General features: G+C 63.7%; 14 protein-coding genes. 12 read left to right on the top strand and 2 right to left on the bottom strand.

Annotation, left to right across the window (positions count from 1 at the left end):
- The first annotated feature begins 69 nt into the window (after window positions 1-69).
- From ACZ5J0_RS06300 to ACZ5J0_RS06270, 7 genes are all read left to right on the top strand, one after another.
- Entirely contained in the window at window positions 70-1653 is a 1584-nt protein-coding gene (locus ACZ5J0_RS06300) for an acyl-CoA carboxylase subunit beta (protein WP_464094425.1), read from the top strand.
- A complete protein-coding gene (locus ACZ5J0_RS06295; RefSeq protein ID WP_166841389.1) occupies window positions 1650-1895 on the top strand; it encodes an acyl-CoA carboxylase epsilon subunit in 246 nt (81 codons plus the stop codon). Before ACZ5J0_RS06300 ends, ACZ5J0_RS06295 begins: the two co-directional genes overlap by 4 nt.
- A 66-nt stretch (window positions 1896-1961) precedes the next feature.
- Window positions 1962-3644 (top strand): DUF885 domain-containing protein, encoded by a 1683-nt coding sequence (locus ACZ5J0_RS06290; RefSeq protein ID WP_464094424.1) that lies wholly within the window; start codon window positions 1962-1964, stop codon window positions 3642-3644.
- A 288-nt stretch (window positions 3645-3932) separates the two neighbouring features.
- Complete coding sequence (locus ACZ5J0_RS06285) at window positions 3933-5366, top strand: dicarboxylate/amino acid:cation symporter (RefSeq protein ID WP_464094423.1); 1434 nt, start codon at window positions 3933-3935, stop codon at window positions 5364-5366.
- Between the two features lie 92 nt (window positions 5367-5458).
- The gene (locus ACZ5J0_RS06280) at window positions 5459-5917 is read left to right on the top strand and encodes a YbjQ family protein (RefSeq protein WP_464094422.1); all 459 of its coding nucleotides are present in this window, start codon (window positions 5459-5461) and stop codon (window positions 5915-5917) included.
- A 135-nt stretch (window positions 5918-6052) separates the two neighbouring features.
- Window positions 6053-6778 carry a TetR/AcrR family transcriptional regulator gene (locus ACZ5J0_RS06275; protein ID WP_464094421.1) on the top strand — a complete coding sequence of 242 codons (726 nt, stop codon included), beginning with the start codon at window positions 6053-6055 and terminating at the stop codon, window positions 6776-6778.
- Window position 6779: 1 nt separating this feature from the next.
- Window positions 6780-9305 carry an MMPL family transporter gene (locus ACZ5J0_RS06270; protein ID WP_464094420.1) on the top strand — a complete coding sequence of 842 codons (2526 nt, stop codon included), beginning with the start codon at window positions 6780-6782 and terminating at the stop codon, window positions 9303-9305.
- A gap of 75 nt (window positions 9306-9380) precedes the next feature.
- On the opposite strand, the gene ACZ5J0_RS06265 is transcribed toward ACZ5J0_RS06270, so the two are convergent.
- Window positions 9381-10597 (bottom strand): IS3 family transposase gene (locus ACZ5J0_RS06265; protein ID WP_464094185.1). Its coding sequence is split into 2 segments (ribosomal slippage): window positions 9381-10333 and window positions 10333-10597, totalling 1218 coding nucleotides; the frame shifts between segments, so codons are not numbered across the junction.
- A gap of 171 nt (window positions 10598-10768) precedes the next feature.
- Between ACZ5J0_RS06265 and ACZ5J0_RS06260 the strand changes: the two genes are divergently transcribed.
- Both ACZ5J0_RS06260 and ACZ5J0_RS06255 read left to right on the top strand, forming a co-directional pair.
- On the top strand, window positions 10769-11452 hold the full coding sequence (locus ACZ5J0_RS06260) for a Maf family protein (RefSeq protein ID WP_464094419.1): 684 nt from the start codon (window positions 10769-10771) through the stop codon (window positions 11450-11452).
- 60 nt (window positions 11453-11512) lie between these two features.
- Window positions 11513-13384, top strand: a complete 1872-nt coding sequence (locus ACZ5J0_RS06255) for an acetyl/propionyl/methylcrotonyl-CoA carboxylase subunit alpha (protein WP_464094418.1) — start codon at window positions 11513-11515, stop codon at window positions 13382-13384.
- A 68-nt stretch (window positions 13385-13452) separates the two neighbouring features.
- Here the strand turns inward: ACZ5J0_RS06255 and ACZ5J0_RS06250 are convergent, their stop codons facing one another.
- On the bottom strand, window positions 13453-14862 hold the full coding sequence (locus tag ACZ5J0_RS06250) for an MFS transporter (RefSeq protein WP_223942121.1): 1410 nt from the start codon (window positions 14860-14862) through the stop codon (window positions 13453-13455).
- Between the two features lie 293 nt (window positions 14863-15155).
- On the opposite strand from ACZ5J0_RS06250, the gene ACZ5J0_RS06245 reads away from it, so the two are divergent.
- From ACZ5J0_RS06245 to ACZ5J0_RS06235, 3 genes are read left to right on the top strand one after another with little or no spacing between them, the layout of a single operon-like run.
- Window positions 15156-16568 (top strand): MFS transporter, encoded by a 1413-nt coding sequence (locus ACZ5J0_RS06245; RefSeq protein WP_464094417.1) that lies wholly within the window; start codon window positions 15156-15158, stop codon window positions 16566-16568.
- On the top strand, window positions 16569-18767 hold the full coding sequence (locus tag ACZ5J0_RS06240; protein WP_464094416.1) for a molybdopterin oxidoreductase family protein: 2199 nt from the start codon (window positions 16569-16571) through the stop codon (window positions 18765-18767). It begins immediately after the preceding gene.
- Window positions 18764-20326, top strand: coding sequence for an FAD-dependent oxidoreductase (locus ACZ5J0_RS06235; protein ID WP_142939797.1), 1563 nt, complete (start codon window positions 18764-18766; stop codon window positions 20324-20326). Before ACZ5J0_RS06240 ends, ACZ5J0_RS06235 begins: the two co-directional genes overlap by 4 nt.
- Window positions 20327-20436: the final 110 nt, after the last annotated feature.

The raw sequence follows: 20436 nt of genomic DNA, 5'->3' as shown, positions 1-20436 counted from the left end.
CTTAAGTTAGCTACTTACCGAACCCGGGATTGCGCCAGCGAATATCAGCTACAGAGCCGGAGACACTTGATGAGCCACGATCTGACAACGACAGCGGGAAAGATTGCAGACTTCCGCGACCGCCAGGCCCGTGCAGAACAGCCTTCCGGCCCGGAAGCGATCGAAAAGCAGCACGCCCGCGGCAAGAACACCGCCCGTGAACGCATCGACCTCCTGGTTGACCCGGGATCCTTCGTCGAGTTCGACGCCCTCGCAGTGCACCGCTCCACTGCTTTCGGCATGGAAAAGAAGAAGCCGCTTGGTGACGGCGTTGTTTCCGGCTACGGAACAGTGGACGGCCGCCTGATCGCCATCTACAGCCAGGACTTCAGTGTCTACGGCGGCTCGCTGAGCCAGGTCAACGGCGAAAAGATCGTCAAGGTCCAGGAATTCGCCCTCCGGAACGGTTGCCCGGTTGTGGGTATTAACGACGGCGGCGGCGCGCGTATTCAGGAAGGCGTGGCCTCGTTGGCCATGTTCGCGGACATTTTCCGCAACAACGTCCATGCTTCCGGCGTGGTCCCCCAGATCTCCCTCATCATGGGCCCGTGCGCCGGCGGTGCCGCCTACTCCCCCGCCCTGACCGACTATGTGGTCATGGTGGACAAGACGTCCCACATGTTCATCACCGGACCGGACGTCATCAAGACCGTCACGGGCGAAGACGTGGACATGGAAACCCTCGGTGGCGCCCGGCAGCACAATGCCACCACCGGCACCTCCACCTACCTCGCGTCCGATGAAGCTGACGCCATTGAGTTCGTCCGCGAGCTCCTGGACTTCCTCCCCTCCAACAACCTGTCTGAGGCCCCCGTGGTGGAACACGACCAGGAACTGGAACTCATCGACGACGACCTCTCGCTTGACGGCCTGATTCCCGATTCCGCCAACCAGCCGTACGACATGCGCAAGGTCATCGAGCAGATCGTGGACGACGCTCACTTCCTCGAAATGCAGTCCCTGTACGCCCCCAACGTGATGATCGGCTATGGCCGCGTTGAGGGACATACCGTGGGTATCGTGGCCAACCAGCCCATGCAATTCGCGGGAACGCTGGACATCTCCGCCTCCGAGAAAGCCGCCCGCTTCGTTCGCCACTGCGACGCCTTCAACGTTCCGATCATCACGCTGGTTGACGTTCCCGGCTTCCTGCCCGGCAAGGACCAGGAATTCCAGGGCATCATTCGCCGCGGCGCCAAGCTCCTCTACGCCTACGCCGAAGCGACGGTCCCCAAGCTCACGGTCATCACCCGCAAGGCCTACGGTGGCGCGTACATCGTGATGGGCTCCAAGAAGCTCGGAGCCGACCTCAACCTGGCATGGCCCACCGCCCAGATTGGCGTCATGGGCGCCCAGGGTGCAGTGAATATCCTTTACCGTCGCGATCTCGCAGCGGTGGCCGAAGCCGGCGGTGACGTCGAAGCCAAGCGCGCGGAGATCATCCAGGGGTACGAGGAAGAACTCCTCAACCCGTACCAGGCAGCCGAGCTGGGTTATGTTGACGCTGTCATTGCTCCGTCGGATACGCGCCTGCAGATCATCCGCGGGCTCCGCGCCCTCCGCGACAAGCGCGCGAGCCTGCCCACCAAGAAGCATGGGAACATCCCGCTGTGAGCGCGCCTAAGCACCGTGCCGATCCTGCGCCTGACCAGGAACCGGCCACTCCCCTGTTCTCGGTGGTCAAGGGCGAACCGACAGCCGAAGAGCTCGCGGCGCTTGCCGCCGTCGTGGTTTCTCTCGGAGGCCAGCAGGAAGCGGCGCCGTCCAAGCCGAACGTCCGGCACTGGGTGCGCCGCCAGCAACTGCGCCTTGACCCCACGCCGGGTCCTGGTGCTTGGAAGCGCAGCCGGGGCTAGTTCTCCGCGCTGTAGAAAAGTTCAACAACCCTTTCACGTACGCGGAAGCGCGGTTAGGCTCTGTGGGTGACTACTGCAAACGCCCCCGTACGCCCCAAGTCCGCCATCGATGCCGTCGCTGACGCGTACACAGAAAAGCTGATCGAACTCAACCCCAGCTTCGCCACCACTCTGGGCTTGCCGGGACACGAAACCGAGTATCAGGACTACTCCCCTGCCGGTCTTGCGTCCCACGCACAGGCAACCAGATTGGCCTTGGACGCCCTGGCAGGCCTCGAGCCTTCCGATGACGTGGACGCCGTCACCTTGGACGCCATGCGCGAGCGCCTCGGCTTGGAACTGGAGATCCACGAGTCCGGCTGGGATGCGGCCGACCTGAACAACATCGCCTCCCCCGCGCAGGACATCCGCGCCATCTTCGACCTCATGCCCACGGACACGGTTGAACACTGGGAGCACATTGCAGGCCGTGCTGCCAACGTTCCGGGCGCGATTGAGGGCTACATGGTGTCACTTCGATCGGCTGCTGAGGCCGGCAAAGTAGCCGCCGCGCGCCAGGTGCAGATCGTCATCGAGCAGACCGGCCGGTACGCCGCTGAGGATGGCTTCTTCGCCAAAATGGCTGCCACCGCTGCCGCAGGGGGCACACCGCTGCCCGCGGACGTTCAATCAAAGCTCGACGCCGGGACTGCGGCTGCGCGTTCTGCGTACAGCGCCTTGGGCGACTTCCTTAGGGACGAACTCCTCCCCGCGGCCCCGGAAAAGGATGCGGTGGGCCGCGAACGGTACGCCCTGGCCTCCCGCTCCTTTGTTGGCGCGGAAGTCGATTTGGAAGAGACGTACGCTTGGGGCGTTCAGGAGCTCGAGAGGCTTATTGGCGAGCAGGAAAAGGTCGCGGCGCAGATCAAGCCCGGCGCATCCATCGAAGAAGCCAAGGCGATCCTGAACAGCGACCCTGCCCGCCAGATCAAGGGCACCGACGCCTTGAAAGCCTGGATGCAGGAACTCTCCGATCGAGCGGTGTCCGAGCTGGCCGACGTCCACTTCGACATCCCGGACGTCATGCGGACCCTCGAATGCATGATTGCCCCTACCGACGAAGGCGGCATCTACTACACCGGACCTTCCGACGATTTCTCCAGGCCCGGACGCATGTGGTGGTCCGTGCCCGCCGGCGAAGACACCTTCACCACATGGTCCGAAACCACCACCGTGTTCCATGAAGGAGTCCCCGGGCACCACCTCCAGGTAGCCACAGCCACCTACCGCCGCGAACTCCTGAACAACTGGAGGCGCAACGTCTGCTGGGTTTCCGGCCACGGCGAAGGCTGGGCACTTTACGCCGAGCAACTCATGCTGGAACTCGGGTACCTGAAAGATCCGGGCGATCACATGGGCATGCTCGATGGTCAGCGGATGCGGGCAGCACGCGTGGTTTTCGACATCGGTGTGCACCTGGAACTCCCCGTCCCCGAGCGCTGGGGCAGCGGAGCCTGGACCCCAGAAAAGGGCTTCGACTTCCTCAAAGCCAACCTCGACATCAGCGAAGGGCAGCTCCAGTTCGAGTTCACCCGCTACCTCGGCTGGCCCGGACAAGCGCCGTCCTACAAGGTGGGGCAGCGTTTGTGGGAACAGATCCGCGCTGAGCTTGAATCCCGGGAAGGCTTTGACCTGAAGTCGTTCCACAGCAAGGCGCTGAACATAGGTTCGGTTGGGTTGGACGTGCTTCGCCGGGCGCTGCTGGGCTGATCTGCTCCAGTTCCCTCCTCGCGCACCCCTTCGGCGCCAGGAGCGCACCCTTTCCCCCATTGCGCACCAGAGGTTACGGGTGCGATCGGCGGAAAGTGGTGCGCTAGCGGGTGAAAGGATCGCAGCGCACTCGGAGATCATCGCCACACTGTTTCCGGGAATAACTTCACAAAAGCCCGCGCCGGGCCCGCGAATTAGCGGTTCACGATGGAGGGCAGCAGAGGGGTGGACGTAACATTTCTCAACGTTCGTTCGCTATGTTATTTGCGATGCACCTAACGTGTTCCGGTGAGCACCTCAACCAACACTTCACCAGCAGCTGGCAAGTCCGGCTTCCGGCTCCCCAAATGGGCCGGATCCTTCGGCGTCCAGATCATCGCAGCCCTCATCGTCGGCCTGATCCTCGGCCTCATCGCCAAGTACACGGGCAGCACCAAGACTGCGCCCAACGGCCTCGGCGCGACGCTGCAGACGATCGGCTCCAGCTACGTCTCGTTGCTGCAAACCGCCGTCGTTCCTTTGATTTTTACCGCCGTGGTCAGCTCCATCGCCAACCTGCGTCAGGTGTCCAACGCAGCGCGCCTGGCATGGAACACTCTGCTCTGGTTCGCTATCACGTCGCTGGTCTCGGTGCTGATCGGCATCGGCTTGGGTGTACTCCTGCAGCCGGGCGCGGCCACCGGCATCACCGAAGAAGCTAAGTACGCTGGCAAGACCGGCGACTGGTGGGCGTTCCTGATTGGCTTGTTCCCCAAGAACTTCCTGGGTCTCGGAGCCAGCTCCACCGTCACCGAAAGTGCCAACGCCGCAACCACAGTCAGCACTGCCGTCAACTTCAACGTGTTGCAGATTTTGGTTATCGCGATCGCGGTCGGCGTTGCCGCACTCAAGGTTGGCAAGCAGGCCGAAGCTTTCCTGACATTCAACGCTTCCGCACTGGCAGTCATTCAAAAGGTCCTCTGGTGGATCATCCGCCTGGCCCCGCTGGGCACCATAGGCCTGATCGGTAACGCTGTAGCCATCTACGGCTGGGACACCATCGGATCCCTGGGCAAGTTCACGGCCGCCATCTACATCGGCCTGGCGTTGGTGCTCTTCGTGCTCTACCCCATCTTGGTACGCATTCACGGGCTGTCCATCAAGCAGTACTTCTCCGGTGTTTGGCCGGCCGTGCAGCTGGCGTTTGTGTCCCGTTCCTCCATCGGCACGCTGCCGCTGACGCAGCGCGTCACTGAGCGGAACCTGGGCGTCCCCTCCGGCTACGCTTCCTTCGCAGTGCCGCTGGGCGCCACCACCAAGATGGACGGCTGCGCAGCAATTTATCCGGCCATCGCGGCGATCTTCGTGGCACAGTTCTTCGGCATCAACCTGGACTTCAGCCAGTACCTGCTGATCGTGCTGGTCTCGGTCCTCGGTTCCGCTGCCACTGCAGGTACCACCGGCGCCGTCGTGATGCTCACACTGACCCTGTCCACGCTGGGACTGCCGCTTGCCGGCGTCGGCCTGCTGTTGGCGATCGACCCCATCCTGGACATGGGCCGCACTGCAGTCAACGTGGCGGGCCAAGCGCTCGTCCCGGCCATCGTGGCCAAGCGTCAGGGAATCCTGGACGAGACCCTCTACAACGCACCCCGCAACGGTGCCGCGTTCGCTGATGAGTTCGCAGCCGACAAGGCAGCAGCAGAAAGCAACGAGCGCGAACTGGCTGATTCAAAGGCCTGAAACCCGCCCTTGTGAACAGACGGAAATCCCCCGGGGAGTTCTCCCCGGGGGATTTCCCTGATTAAGGGGCCAAGTCTGGATAGGCTCTGACCATGTTGATCGTCACCTCCAACGAAATCCCGGGTCACCGGATCGACGCCGTCTTCGGCGAAGTCATGGGCCTCACTGTCCGTTCGCGCGATATCGGCTCCCAGATGCTGGCCGGCTTTCGCTCCCTGGGCGGCGGAGAGCTGCCCGAAATGACCAAGGCACTGTACGAAAGCCGTCAGGAAGTCATGGCACGCATGGTCAATGAAGCGCAGCAGCGTGGAGCGAACGCCATTGTGGCCATGCGGTTCGACACCTCGGAAATGGGCACCAACTGGACCGAAGTGTGCGCCTACGGCACTGCCGTGTACGTCCTGCCGCTGGGTGAGGGCGAGCCTGGAGCGACGGGACAGTCGGTCTACCTAACCAAGACGGCCGCTCAGCAGCCGGCCCAACCGCAGCAACCGGCACAGCCGCAGCAGTTCACCCCACCCACTCCCCCGGCCGAGCCTCACCAGTTCTAATCTGAGATTCCACGTCCCGCTCTGGTTCGCCACCCCGCCCTCCGCAGGCGAGGGCGACGAACCGGGGCGGGACTTTTCTTTGCCCATTTCCGGGTCAAATTGCGCAGAGTGCAAACTTGCACTTAGTGTAAGTATGTGACCCAAACCAATAGCCAGGAAGCGATTGCGGAGTCGCCCAACACTGCTGAGCAATCGACGCCCTCACGGCGCGAACTCAACAAGGCGGCCACCCGCAGCTCCATTGCGTCCGCAGCCCTGGACCTTTTGCGCAGCAACGGGCCCGGCAACTTCACAGTGGAGGACATCGCCGCCAGCGCAGGTGTCTCGCGGCGAACTTTCTTCAACTACTTCCCCAGCCTCGAAGCAGCACTGGCCTCCGTAGCCGATGGCTTCATGGACCGCGCACTGGAGCAGTTCCGGCTGCGCCCTGCAGAGGAGTCGATCCTCGAATCCGCCCAGGCGGCCCTCATGGCGCTGGCCGATCCAATGTCCGTGGCGCCCATGGCTGAACTGTTCAGTCTGACCCAGGACAACCGACAGCTTGCACGCTCCGAGCTTGAAGCCTGGGAGCACTGCACAGCGCAGATCATTGACGCCGCCCGCGGCAGGCTCGGCGCCGGGATCAGCGAACTCTACCTTCACGCCCTGGCGGGATCCGTCATCTCCTGCGGCAAAGCAGCCATGACCGTCTGGTTCATCGAACGCGGACCCGACCTCTCACAGGAATCCCTGGCGGTCCTTCGCCAGCACCTCATCGATGCGATGGGTCTTCTCGGTGCCGGCTTCGCGCCGCCGTCGAACGCTTTCTCCACCGTCACTACGGCTCCCCCTTCCGTTCCAACCACCAAAGATCGGTTCTGACATGGCCTCGTTCCTCTACCGCCTCGGCAAGTTTTCGTATCGCCGCCGCTGGCTCGTCATCTCCATTTGGCTGGCCGTCATGGTAGCTGTAGGCGGCTCGGCCGCAGCATTCCACGGCACCATGTCCAACAACTTCACCATCCCGGGCACCGAAACCCAGCAGATGGCGGACAAGCTCAAGGAAGCCCTGCCTGAATCATCGGGCGGCTCGGCCAGCGTGGTGTTCGACGCCGGAGATGCCGGTTTCGACCAAGCCAAGAAGGACGCGGTTGCAGCCGCGCTCACCAAACTGGAAGCCATGCCTGACGTGCAGGGGACGGTCAACCCGTTCACCACCCAGGAGCAACTGGACAAGTCCGCAGGCGAGATCGCCGCCGGCGAGGCCAAAGCCGCAGAAGGCAAGGCCCAGCTGGACGCCGCCCGTGCGCAGTTGGAAGCGGGCGAGGCGCAACTCACCGGCGTTGAACAGCAGCTCGCTGCATCAGGCCTCACCCCCGCCCAGATTGACGCCCAACTGGCGCCGCAGCGCGCTGAACTTGCTGCCACCAAGGAAAGGCTCGACGCCGGAGCGAAGGACGCTGCCGACGGCGCCGCCACGCTGGCGCTCGGCAAGCGACAGCTCGAAGCATCCCAGGGGCTCCGCTTTGTTTCCAGCGACAACAAAGCCGCAGTAGCGCAAGTCCAGTTCAAGACCTCCATCAATGCCGTTGACCCGGCTGTCCGCGAGGAAGTCCAGGAGATCGTCCACGGAGTCTCCTCGGCCGGCGTCACTGCCTACGCCAGTAAGGAAATCACCGAGGACGTCTCGGAGATCTTCGGCATCGCTGAAATTGTGGGCGTCGCAGTCGCAGCTCTGGTCCTGATACTCATGCTCGGCACCTTGATCGCTGCCGGACTGCCACTGGTCATGGCCCTTATCGGTGTTGCTGTGGGTGTTGGCGGTACGTTCGCCCTGACCAGCGTGATCGACATGAGCTCCATCTCGCCCATGCTGGCCCTGATGCTCGGACTTGCGGTGGGTATTGATTACTCCCTGTTCATCGTCAACCGCCACCGGACACAGCTTCTGGCCGGCATGGACGCCGAAGAATCCGCAGCACTGGCCACCGGCACCTCGGGCAACGCCGTGCTGTTTGCCGGTCTGACAGTCATCATCGCCCTGGCTGCCCTCGTAGTTCCGGGTCTGCCGTTCCTAGCCGTCATGGGTGTTGCAGCCGCAGCGACAGTGGGTGTCGCCGTCGTCGTCGCCTTGACCCTGACGCCCGCGGTCCTGGCGCTGATCGGCCCCAGACTCATCTCCAAGCGCGCTTGGGCCAAGGCCGCCAAGCACAACGCCGAACCCGGGCACGAAGCTGCCGATCGCGAACGCGAGGAGAAGCGCAGCAGCGGCGGCTGGGGCGGTATGGTCACCCGTCATCCGTGGGTTGCACTAGTGGCAAGCATCGCCCTGCTGGGCGCTTTGGCTCTCCCGGCTTCACAGTTGCGGCTGGCACTTCCCGACGGCGGCTCGGAGCCGGTGGATTCGCAAGCCTTCAAGGCCTACGACCTCACGCGCAGCAGCTTCGGCGAAGGTGTGACGGGACCAATCATCGTGGTAGGCGAATTCCCTGAGGGCCTCAGCGAGAATGACGCCAAAAACAAGCAGTTCGACGTAGCGGACCAGCTTCGTAGTGTTGAGAATGTAGTCGCAGCCGTGCCGGTGGCGCTGAGCGAGGACCGCCGCACCACCGTCTTCCAGGTCGTCCCCAAAGAAGGCCCGGCCAGCGCCGGCACCGTGCAGGTGGTGTCCGATCTCCGTGCCAAGGGAACCGCGATCAGCGAAGACCTTGATGTGCAGATCGGCCTGACCGGTCAGACGGCGGGCAACATCGATGTTTCCAACAAGCTGGGCGCCGCATTGCCGCCCTACTTGGCGATTGTGGTAGGACTCTCCCTGCTGCTGTTGCTGTTGGTCTTCCGCTCGATCGTGGTGCCGTTGCTGGCTACCGGTGGATTCCTGCTCTCGCTTGCCGCAGCGTTCGGTGCCGTGGTTGCCGTCTACCAGTGGGGCTGGCTGGGAGGCATCTTTGACGTCGCCAATCCCGGCGCTGTCTTGAGCTTCCTGCCCATTATCCTGATCGGCGTGCTGTTCGGACTCGCCATGGACTACCAGGTGTTCATCACCTCCGGGATGCGGGAATCGTTCATGCACGGCGAATCTGCCAAGCATGCCGTCCGCTCCGGGTTCAGTCACGCCGCAGCTGTGGTCACCGCGGCCGCGATCATCATGGTGAGCGTATTCTCCGGCTTCATCTTCAGCCACCTCACCATGGTCCGGCCGCTTGGCTTCGCCATGGCATTCGGTGTGCTGATCGATGCCTTCGTAGTGCGCATGACCATCGTCCCCGCCGTCATGTACCTCCTGGGCGAGAAGGCCTGGTGGCTGCCCAAGTGGTTGGAGCGCATCCTCCCGGACGTGGATGTTGAAGGCGCCAAGCTGGAGCGGAGCGACCGTTCAAAGGCCGGCTCCGAGGAACTGGTCCACTAACGCTCACTCACATAACAACCAACAATCACGATGCGGTCGTCAAGTTTTTGAGACAGGTCTCGTTGTTGTTTTTGGTTAGGCGGCCAGGGGTTGCTGGGCGCGGGTTTGGTAGTTGGTGTGGGCTTTGGCTGGTGGTATGCCGCCGGCTCGGCGGTTGGGCCGGCGGCGGTTGTACCAGCCCTCGATGTATTCCATGACACCGGTTCGGGCGGCGAGTCGGGAGCCGTAGCGTTGGTGGTGGTAGAACTCGGTTTTGAGGTGGGAGAAGAAGTTCTCCGCGACGGCGTTGTCCCAGCAGACCCCGACTTTCCCCATGGACTGCGTCACCGAGTTATCGCCGCACCATTTCTGGAATTCATCCGAGGTGTATTGGGTGCCCCGGTCCGAATGGAACACCACCGAGGCCCCGGTCAGGTGGCCGTGGTTGCGGGCCATTTGCAGCGCCGCGGTGCACAGGCTCGCGCGCATGTGCCCGGCCATGGACCAGCCGATGACCATGCCGGAGAAAAGATCGATCACCGTAGCCAGGTAGAGCCAGCCCTCACCCGTGCGCAGGTAGGTGATGTCACCGACCAGGCGGGTTCCGGGCACTGTTGAGGTGAAGTCCCGCTTGCCCTCTGCATCGAGCATGTGGTTCTCGATGTGGGCTGTTTTGGCCTGCGGATCCTGGACGGTAGTTGCCTTCCAGGCCTGGGTGCGGACGGCCCGCAGCCCGTGCTCACGCATGATCGCCCCGACAGTGGGGGCCGAGACCCGCACTCCCTTCTCGTTCAAAAGCAGGGTCAGTTGGTCCCGGCCGGCACGGCCCTTCTCCTCCTTATACAGCTCGGTAACCGCGGCGGCGAGATCCTGATGCCGTACTGCCCGCGGGGATGGCCCGGCCGGGTTGCGCCATCGGTAGAACGAGGCCCTGGAAACCTTCAACGCCCGGCATAGCCAGGCCACGGAATGGTTGGCCTTCTCCGCTTCGATGAACTCGTAGAAGTCCTCTACTTTTGCTTCGCGGCAAAGAAGGCGCTGACTTTTCCCAAGAACTCGACCTCGGCCTTCAATCTCTCGTTCTCAGCCAAGGCTTTCCGGTGTTCATCCCAGGACACCGGGCCCGGGTCCACAGGCTCTAGAGCAGGACCGTCCTGATGTTTTCCCCGGTGCCGATGAAGCCAGTTCCCCAACGTGCTCTCCTTAACCCCGAGCTCGTCAGCGACTTGCTTCACTGAACGATCCGAGGACAACACCAGCTGCACAGCTTCCTTACGGAAAGCCGCATCATATTTTCTTCTAGGACCAGTCATTCTGAAGTCGATCTCCCATCAACCTGTCTCAGAAAACCATACGGCCGCACGATCGCTCTCACACTTGCTTGAGGCAAGTGAGAGAGCGATCGGTTTAAGGGCGCGGGATGTGAGAGAGCGATCGGCTTAAGGGCGCGGGATGTGAGAGACGGTTGGTATTAGGCTGGGGGCGTGACCCGATTGATTCTCGCCTCCCAGTCCCCTGCCCGCACCAAGCTGCTCACCGAAGCCGGGGTCCGGCACGACGTCCTGGTCTCGGACGTGGACGAGGACGCGGTCCAGGCGAAATACGGCGTGACCGATGCCCACGACACCGCCCTGCTCCTGGCCCGCGCCAAGGCTGAGGCTGTTGCTTCGCTCCCCGAGGCTGAGGGCGCGCTGGTGATCGGTTGCGACTCCGTCTTTGAGTTCGACGGCGAGTCCCATGGCAAGCCCTACACGGCGGAGGTGGCGCGGGAGCGAATGCTTCGTATGAGCGGCTCGCAGGGGGTGCTTCACACGGGACACTGGTTGGTTGACTGCCGGGACACCGCCGCTGATGCCGACGACGACGAGGTAGCGGACGGTTCAGACGCCGGAACTCCGGAAGGCACCGGAGCCACCGTCGGAGCGGTATCCAGCGCCGAGGTCCACTTCGCCCAGATGAGCACCAGCGACATCGACGCCTACATCGCCACCGGCGAACCCCTTCACTGCGCCGGCTCCTTCACGATCGACGGCTTGGGCGGGGCCTTCATCCGCAAGGTGGACGGCGACCCGCACGCCGTCGTCGGGCTTTCCATCTCTACTCTCAGGGACCTGCTGGTCCACGCAAACGTGGGCATCACGGAGCTGTGGGACACGAACAAGCAGTAGAGGTGATTTGTAGCAACCCTACAAAGGAACATCGCCTCACACACGGAATCCCCCATCAATATGGGCGGAACCCTCACAATCGCGCTAGGCTCCTCAAGGACAGAAGGAGTCAACAACTTGTCAGCTAACCCGGCGCAGCCCATTTCCAGCCCTCTTACCAAGGTCTTGATTGCCAACCGCGGCGAAATCGCGGTCCGAATCATCCGAGCCGCCCGGGACGAAGGTATTGCCTCCGTAGCCGTTTACGCAGACCCTGACCGTGATGCCCTCCACGTCCGCCTTGCCGACGAAGCCTATGCGCTGGGCGGCAACACGGCGGCCGAGTCGTACTTGGTGATGGACAAGATCATCGACGTCGCCAAGCAGTCAGGCGCCGACGGCATCCACCCCGGCTACGGGTTCCTTGCCGAGAACGCCGAGTTCGCGGCCAAGGTCATTGACGCCGGCATCACCTGGATCGGCCCCTCTCCGGAAGCCATCTCCGCTTTGGGTGACAAGGTGCAGGCCCGTCACATCGCCGAGAAAGTGGGCGCTCCCCTGGTCCCCGGCACGGCTGACCCTGTGGAGTCTGCTGACGAAATCCTGAAGTTTGCTGAAGAATTCGGCCTCCCTATCGCCATTAAAGCCGCTTTCGGCGGCGGCGGCCGCGGCATCAAAGTCGCCCGCACCATGGAAGAAATCCCGGAGCTGTACGAATCCGCAGTCCGCGAAGCCGTCGCAGCTTTCGGTCGCGGCGAGTGCTTTATCGAGCGGTTCCTCGATGCTCCGCGCCACGTGGAAACACAGTGCCTGGCCGATGCTTTCGGCAACGTCGTGGTGGTCTCCACCCGCGACTGCTCGCTGCAGCGCCGCAACCAGAAGCTTGTTGAGGAAGCCCCCGCTCCGTACCTCAGCGAAGAGCAGAACAAGCGTCTCTACGAATCCTCCAAGGCCATCCTGAAGGAAGCCAACTACCTCGGTGCTGGCACCTGTGAGTTCCTGGTGGGCCAGGACGGCACCATTTCCTTCCTCGAGGTCAACACCCGCCTCCAGGTGGAGCACTGCGTGTCCGAGGAAGTCACGGGCATCGACCTCGTCCGGGAGCAGTTCCGCATTGCCCGCGGCGAAGCACTTGGCTATGACGACCCCGAGGTCCGCGGCCACTCCTTCGAGTTCCGCATCACCGGCGAGGACCCGGGCCGCAACTTCATGCCCGCCCCCGGTACCATCACCACGCTGAAGAACCCCACGGGACCCGGCGTCCGGATCGACTCCGGCGTGGAGCAGGGCGACGTCATCAGCGGCAACTTTGACTCCATGCTTTCCAAGCTGATCATCACCGGAGCCACCCGCGAGCAAGCGCTTCAGCGTTCACGCCGGGCCTTGGAGGAGATGGTGGTTGAGGGTATCCCCACTGTCATCCCGTTCGACCTCGCAGTGGTCACCGATCCCGATTTCGCTCCGGCCGAAGGCCCGTTCAAGGTTCACACCCGCTGGATCGAGACCGAGTTCGTCAACAGCATCCCGGCGTGGTCGGCCAACGTAGCCGGCGCTGAGACGCCCGACGCCGGTGAGCGCCAGCGCGTGGTGGTGGAGGTTGGCGGCAAGCGCCTTGAGGTGGTCCTGCCGTCCGGCCTGGGTGGCAGCATCGCCGCAGTTTCCAGCGGTTCGGGCACCAAGTCCGGCAAGTCCAAGAAGCGCTCCCGTTCGGCTGGCGCCACGGCTGCAGCTGCCGGCGGCAACGCACTGACCTCCCCCATGCAGGGCACCATCGTGAAGGTGGCAGCCTCGGACGGTGACGTTGTGGCCGAGGGCGACCTGATCGTGGTCCTTGAAGCCATGAAAATGGAGCAGCCGCTCACAGCCCACAAGGCCGGTACAGTACGTGGCCTCTCCGCCACCGCTGGTGAGACCGTTGCCGCCGGCGCGGTCATCGCCACCATCGAGGACTAACGCAAAGAACCTCTAACGACGCCGGCCCCGCACCGTTTGGTGCGGGGCCGGCGTCGTACTTGAGCTACCTAGGCGACGTTGTTCTCGTAGTCCATGTCCTTGGTCTCGCGTGTCAGCCAGAGGGCGATGAACGTCACCACGGCGGCGGCGGCCATGTAGGCGCCCACCAGCCAGGTGCTGCCGTTGGCTGCGGACCAGAGCGCAATAGCCACGAACGAAGCGGGTGCTGCGCCGATCATTGAGGACAGGTTGTACGCCACAGCCGAGCCGGTGTAGCGGACGTTGGCCGGGAACAGTTCCGGAAGGATCGCTGCCATGGGTCCGAAGGTGAGGCCCATGAGTGTGAAGCCCACGATAAGACCAACCATCGCCGCTGCCTGGCCGGGACCAAACATGGTGAACCAGAGCGCACCGAACACGAAGATGCCCGCAGTGACTCCCAACAGGAACTTGCGGCGGCCCCACTTCTCGGCGAGCGGTCCGGAGACCACGGTGAAGATGCCAAAGAAGACGACGCCGATGATCAGCATCCAGAGGAAGTCGGACCGGGTGATTCCCAGGCCGGGAACAAACGCCGCCACTTGCTCCGGCGTCATGGGCGTACCGGCCTTCTCGGCCGCCGCCTGGGCGCCGGCAAGGGTGGGCTTGGTGCCGTAGGACAGGGTGAACGTGGTCATGATGTAGAAGAGCACGTAGGTGGCAAACATGATGAAGGTACCGGCCACCACGGGGCGCCAGTGGCTCTTGAGTGTAGCCGCGAGGGGCAGCTTCTGGACCTTTTCCTGCTCGATCACCTTGGTGAAGGATGCGCTCTCCACCAGCTTCAAACGAACGTAAAGGCCCACGATCACCAGCACGGCGCTGAGGATGAACGGAACCCTCCAGCCCCAGGCCAGGAACTCTTCGGCGCTCAGGGAGACGTTCATCCAGATGAAGATGACGTTGGCGATGATGAAGCCGATGGGAGCACCCAGCTGCGGGAACGTTCCGTAGATGGCGCGCTTGCCTTCGGGCGCGTTCTCGGTGGCCAGCAACGCTGCGCCTGACCATTCTCCGCCCAAAGCGAGGCCTTGGAAGAAGCGGAGGATCACCAGCATGATCGGGGCCAGGATGGCCCACCCCGGCATGGAGGCCGTGGGCAGGAGACCGATAAGGAAGGTTGCAATACCCATGGTCAGCAACGAGGCCACCAGGGTGCCCTTGCGGCCGATCTTGTCACCAAAGTGGCCGAAGACCACGGCGCCGATGGGCCGTGCGAAGAAAGCGACACCGAAGATGGCGAACGCACTGAGCAGTGCATTGATGTCAGTGGCGTCGGGGAAGAAGAGCTTGGGGAAGACGAGTACTGACGCGGTGGCGTAGGCGTAGAAATCGTAGAACTCGATCGTCGTGCCGATCAGGCTCGCGAAGATCACCTTGCCCCGTGAGTTCACTGGCTTAGTGGACTCACCTTCCTTGGATGGTGCGGTGGAAGACATGTATTTGCAGCTTTCTTTTGCGCCGGCCGGTCCCCCAGGAGCCTGCTGGCGACGGATTATTCGAGAGTTCAATAATAGTTCCCGCTGTCCATTGACTGGACAACCAAGTCCAACATGCAGACAGACAAGAAAATCTCACCTTGTGGTCCGCGCCACACTACCTCACCATCGCCTCACGCGCCGGTGACCCCGCCGATAGGGAAATGTCACAGGGCGTTTACAAACGGCGACCGTCCACGAAATGCGCCAAACCTACCTTGGAAGAACAACGTCCCCACCAAGGAGGCACTTCCGTGACAGTTGACCGCACCGCAGATGCACTGGCTCCCGCCCAGTCCACTGCCACCGCCACTTCCGCCCTTGAACACCGTCCCGGCCGCTGGATCGCCAACTGGGATGCCGAAGACAAGGGCCAATGGGAGTCCGAAGGCCGGTCCATCGCCAAGCGCAATCTCAATTGGTCCATCTTCGCCGAATTCCTCGGTTTCGTCGTCTGGCAGTTGTGGTCCATTGTGGTGGTCCAGCTGCCCGCGGCCGGATTTCAGTTCGACACCAACCAGATCTTCTGGCTCATCTCCATTCCCAGCCTGGTAGGCGCCACGCTCCGGATTCCCTATACCTTCATGGTCCCCAAGTTCGGTGGCAGGAACTGGACCATCGTCTCGGCCCTGCTCCTGCTGATCCCCACAACAGGACTGGCCATCTGCGTCTCCAATCCGGAGACACCGTTCGGCATCATGCTCCTCATGGCTGCACTTGCCGGCTTCGGTGGCGGCAACTTCGCCAGCTCCATGGCCAACATCACCTTCTTCTACCCCGCCCGCGAAAAGGGCTGGGCGCTGGGCCTGAACGCAGCAGGCGGAAACCTCGGTGCCGCCGTCGCGCAGCTTGTTGTGCCCATCGCCATCACCCTTCTTGCTGCCGGAACCGTCAACTTGCCCATGGCTGGCATCATCTGGATCCCGCTGATCATCATCGCCGCCTTTGGCGCCTACAAGTACATGAACAACCTCACCAGCGCCAAGGGTGATGTGGCCGGTTCCCTGGCCGCCCTGAAGGAACCGCACCTGTGGATCATGGCCTTCCTCTACATTGGAACGTTCGGTTCGTTCATCGGCTTTGCCGGCGTCTTCCCCAAGCTGATCAAGGACTACTTCCCGGACTTCTCCTCCATTCATGTTGGCGCTGTGGCGCTCTCGCTGGCCTTCCTCGGCCCGCTGGTTGGTTCCCTGGCCCGCCCTTATGGCGGACGCATGGCCGACCGCATGGGTGGCGCGCGGATGACCATCGCCTCGTTCGCTTCCATGGCCGTCATCACGCTGACCATGATCTGGACGCTGCCCCTGAAGAACTTCTGGCTCTTCCTCACCTTGTTCCTGCTGCTCTTCCTGGCCAGTGGCTTCGGTAACGGCGCAACGTACCGCATGATCCCGGTCATCTTCGCAACGTCCAGCCGCGCAGCTCGAGCAGGAGCCCCGAGCGCCACCACGGCACGCCTGGCTTCTTCCTCGCTGGGCCTGATCTCCGCGATCGGCGCCTACGGTGGCTTCGTCATCCCGCAGGTACTCAACGCCTCCAACTCGGCCAGCGGCTCGTACACCGCGGCGTTTTATGGATTCGTTGGAGCCTACGTCCTGATGCTCACCGTCTGCTGGGTCTGCTACATCCGCCCCGCCCAGAAGCGCAACACGATCGGACACATCTAGATGCCCAACGGCGCCGATACCCACTGCCCCTACTGCGCGCTCCAGTGCGCCATGAGGCTGACCCCCGCCGCACCCGCGGCGGGGGCAGTCCCCGCGCCGGACGCAGCACCCGCCGTGCCCCTGGAAGTTTCAGGACGCGACTTCCCCACCAACCGGGGCGGGCTGTGCCGCAAAGGCTGGACATCGGCGTCGTTGTTGAATCACAACGGGCGCGTCACGGAGCCGATGCTCAAGGGCTCGGACGGCGTACACCAGCCCATCTCCTGGGACCAGGCGCTCATGCTCATCACGGCCGCCGTCAAGGACACCCAGCAGCAGCACGGGAACGACGCCGTGGGAGTCTTCGGAGGCGGCGGCCTCACCAACGAGAAGGCGTACATGCTGGGCAAGTTCGCCCGGCTGGCCCTCCGCACCTCCCGCATCGATTACAACGGCCGGTTCTGCATGTCATCCGCAGCAGCTGCCGGAAACCGGGCCTTTGGCGTGGACCGCGGCCTCCCCTTCCCCGTCACGGACCTGGACACCGCCTCCGTGATCCTCATGCTCGGCTCCAACGTTGCCGAGACCATGCCTCCGTTCGTCCAGCACCTGCAAGGCGCACGGGATGCCGGCGGACTGATTGTGGTGGACCCCCGACGCTCGGCTACTGCTGCGTTTACGTCCGACGGCGGCGGCCTCCACTTGCAGCCGACGCCCGGCACCGATTTGGCACTCCTTTTGGGCATCAGCCACGTGGTGGTGCACGAGGGACTCACCGACGCCTCGTACATCGAGAAGAACACCAGCGGTTACGCAGCCGTGGTGCGCAGCCTCAACGCTTTCTGGCCGGAGCGCGTCCAGTCCATCACCGGTGTACCGGCCACCCTCATCCGCGAAACCGCACGCCGGCTCGCCCAAGGCGCCCGTGCTGGCGGCAGCTACATCCTCAGCGGCCGTGGCGTGGAACAGCACGTTGACGGCACCGACACCGCCACCGCCGCCATCAACCTCAGCCTCCTGCTCGGACTGCCCGGCTCGGCCCGCAGCGGCTACGGCACCCTCACCGGCCAGGGCAACGGCCAGGGCGGCCGCGAACACGGCCAGAAGGCCGACCAGCTTCCCGGTTACCGCAAAATCACCGATCCTGCCGCCCGGGCCCACGTCGCTGGAGTGTGGGGCGTGGACGAGTCGCTGATCCCCGGACCCGGCCTCCCCGCCGTCGAACTTCTCAAGTCTCTGGGAAAGCCCGACGGCGTCCGTTGCCTTTTCGTCCACGGCGCCAATGTGGTGGTCTCGGCTCCTGATACCAACGCAGTGATCAAGGGATTGCGCAGCCTGGACTTCCTGGTGGTGTGCGACTTCTTCATGTCAGAGACCGCTGCCGAAGCTGACCTGGTCCTGCCGGTCACTCAGTGGGCCGAGGAAGAAGGAACGCTGACCAACTTGGAGGGCCGCGTGATCCGTCGCCGCCGCGCACTGACGCCTCCCCCGGGTGTTCGCAGCGAGTTGTGGCTCATGGCCAGGCTGGCTGAGCTCCTTGAAGCGCCCTCGACATTCAGCGACGACCCCGAGACCGTTTTCGAAGAGCTGCGACTGGCCTCTGCCGGTGGTTTGGCCGATTACTCGGGCATCGACTACGCCATGCTGGACCGCGGCGAGGCAGCCTACTGGCCGTATCCCGTGGGCAGCACCGGAACACCACGGCTCTTCTCCGACGGCTTCGCCCACGCTGACCGCAGGGCCGTCATGGTCCCGGTGACCCCGTCCAAGCGGGCTGTCCGTTCCTTTGCCGACGATTCGCTGGCCTTGGCAACCGGCCGGCTGTTGGAGCACTACCAATCCGGCGCCCAGACGCGCCGGGTGAGCGAACTCCTGGCATCGCAGCCGCAAGCCAGGCTCCTTATTCACCCGGGTACGGCGGCTTCGCGCGGCATTGCCGACGGCGACTACGCCACCGTCACCAACGAGCGCGGCGAAGTGCTTTGCCGTGCCGAGCTCAGCAACTCGGTCCGCCCGGACACCGTCTTCCTGCCGTTCCACTTCCCCGGCCAGGAAAACGCCAACCGCCTCACGGAGGCGGCCACAGATCCCATCTCCGGCATGCCGGAGTTCAAGACCAGCCGGGTATGGGTCCGGCGCGCAGTTTCCACCCAGGACCCGCCCTCCTACACCGTCCCGGAGGACACGCGGCTGCCACTGCACGTCAAGGAGGCGTCATGAGCGAGCGCATTGTTGTTGTTGGATTCGGGCCTGTCGCTGCCCGGCTCGTGGACGAACTGCTCCCCGCCGTCCGCACCGGGCTGGTGCAGTTGCTGGTAGTGGGCCAGGAAACCGAGGCCGCGTATAACCGCGTGATGATCGCCGAACTGGGAGTCGGCCGCACCAGCGCCCAGGCTTTGACCATGGCTGATGCATCCGACTTGGAGTCCGACGGCGTGGAGGTGCGGTTGGGCGTCACAGTCAAAAGAATCGACCGTGCCCGCCAGCACGTAGCGCTGTCCGATGGCAGCACTGAACACTACGACCGGCTGGTGTTCGCAACCGGATCCCGTCCCGTGATTCCCAACCTGACCGGCCTCAACCCGGATCCCTCCGGGCCTGTGCTCCCGGCGGGGGTGACTACCCTGCGTGATCTGCGCGATGCTGCCGTGCTTCGCGCTGCGGTTACCGGTGGAAAACGCGTGGTGGTCCTGGGTGGTGGCGTGCTCGGCTTGGAAACTGCCTTGGCCGCCTCGGAAGAAGGCGCCCGGACCACGGTGGTTCACAACGGTCCATTCCCACTGGGCAGGAGCATCGACCGCGGCAGCGGATCAGTGCTTACCAACAGCTTGCGGGCCAGTGGAGTCCGGATGGCAGGCAACGCACGGTCAACCGGCGTGGAGACAGCCGGCCCCGGAGGCAGCTTCTCCGCATTGCTCCTCGACGACGGCTCGGCGATCGACGGCGACCTACTGGTGTTGTCCTGTGGTGTGCGCCCCCGTATCGAGTTGGCGGAGGGCTGTGGCCTCCCTACCGGCGCCGGTATCCTTGTGGACCATCATCTCCGGACTTATCACGAGCCCCACATGTTCGCGATCGGCGACTGCGCCGAAGTTCGCTGCCCTGACGCCGCGTGCGTTGATTGCCGGACTGCTTCCGGCCCCTCGGGCCTCGTCGGTCCGGGCTGGCGGCAGGCCGAATGGTTGGCCGAGTACCTCGTGGTCCTGGCCCGTGATGGCCAGATTGCCGCAGATGCTTTGGAAGCACTACCGAAGGAGAAGCCCGGCGTCATTGTCCTCAAGGCCCGCGGCGTCAACCTGGCAGTGGCAGGAGACAACCAGGCCGATCCCTGGGACGAGGAGTTGCTGGAAGCCGGGGCCGCGTCCGGGCGCGCCCGCAGGCAGATTTCCCAATGGGCTGATCCGGAACACGGCCGCTACGTCAAGATGACCACACGCGGCGGAGTGCTTGAAGGCCTGGTTGCCGTGGGCATGCCCCGGACAGCCGCTGAGCTGGTGGTTCTGTTCGAGCGCTCCTCGGAGCTGCCCGCTGACCGGTCCTTGCTGCTCAGGCTCGACGGACCAGACCAGCTGGATTCCGGGGCCACCAGCAACGATCCCCAGCGGACCGTCTGCCGTTGTGCCGGAGTGAGCGCGGCCAGCATCGAGGACTCCGTGGTGGAGGGCTGCTCTTCCGTGGCCGAGGTATCGAAGGCAACCCGCGCAGGAACAGGCTGCGGAGGGTGCCACGAGGACATCAAGGGGATCATCGAAAAACACTTCCAAGCGGCTGCCGCATAACTCCTTATACGCCGAACAGCCGCCAGCACCCTGAAAAGCTGCGAAATCGCCGGTTCGGAACCGCGGTCTCGCAGCTTTCCGGCGCGCTCGCGTCCACCCGCACCTGGGCA

The organism is Arthrobacter sp. DualSoilB13 (assembly GCF_055389195.1).
This window is presented reverse-complemented; position numbering and strand designations above follow the sequence as displayed.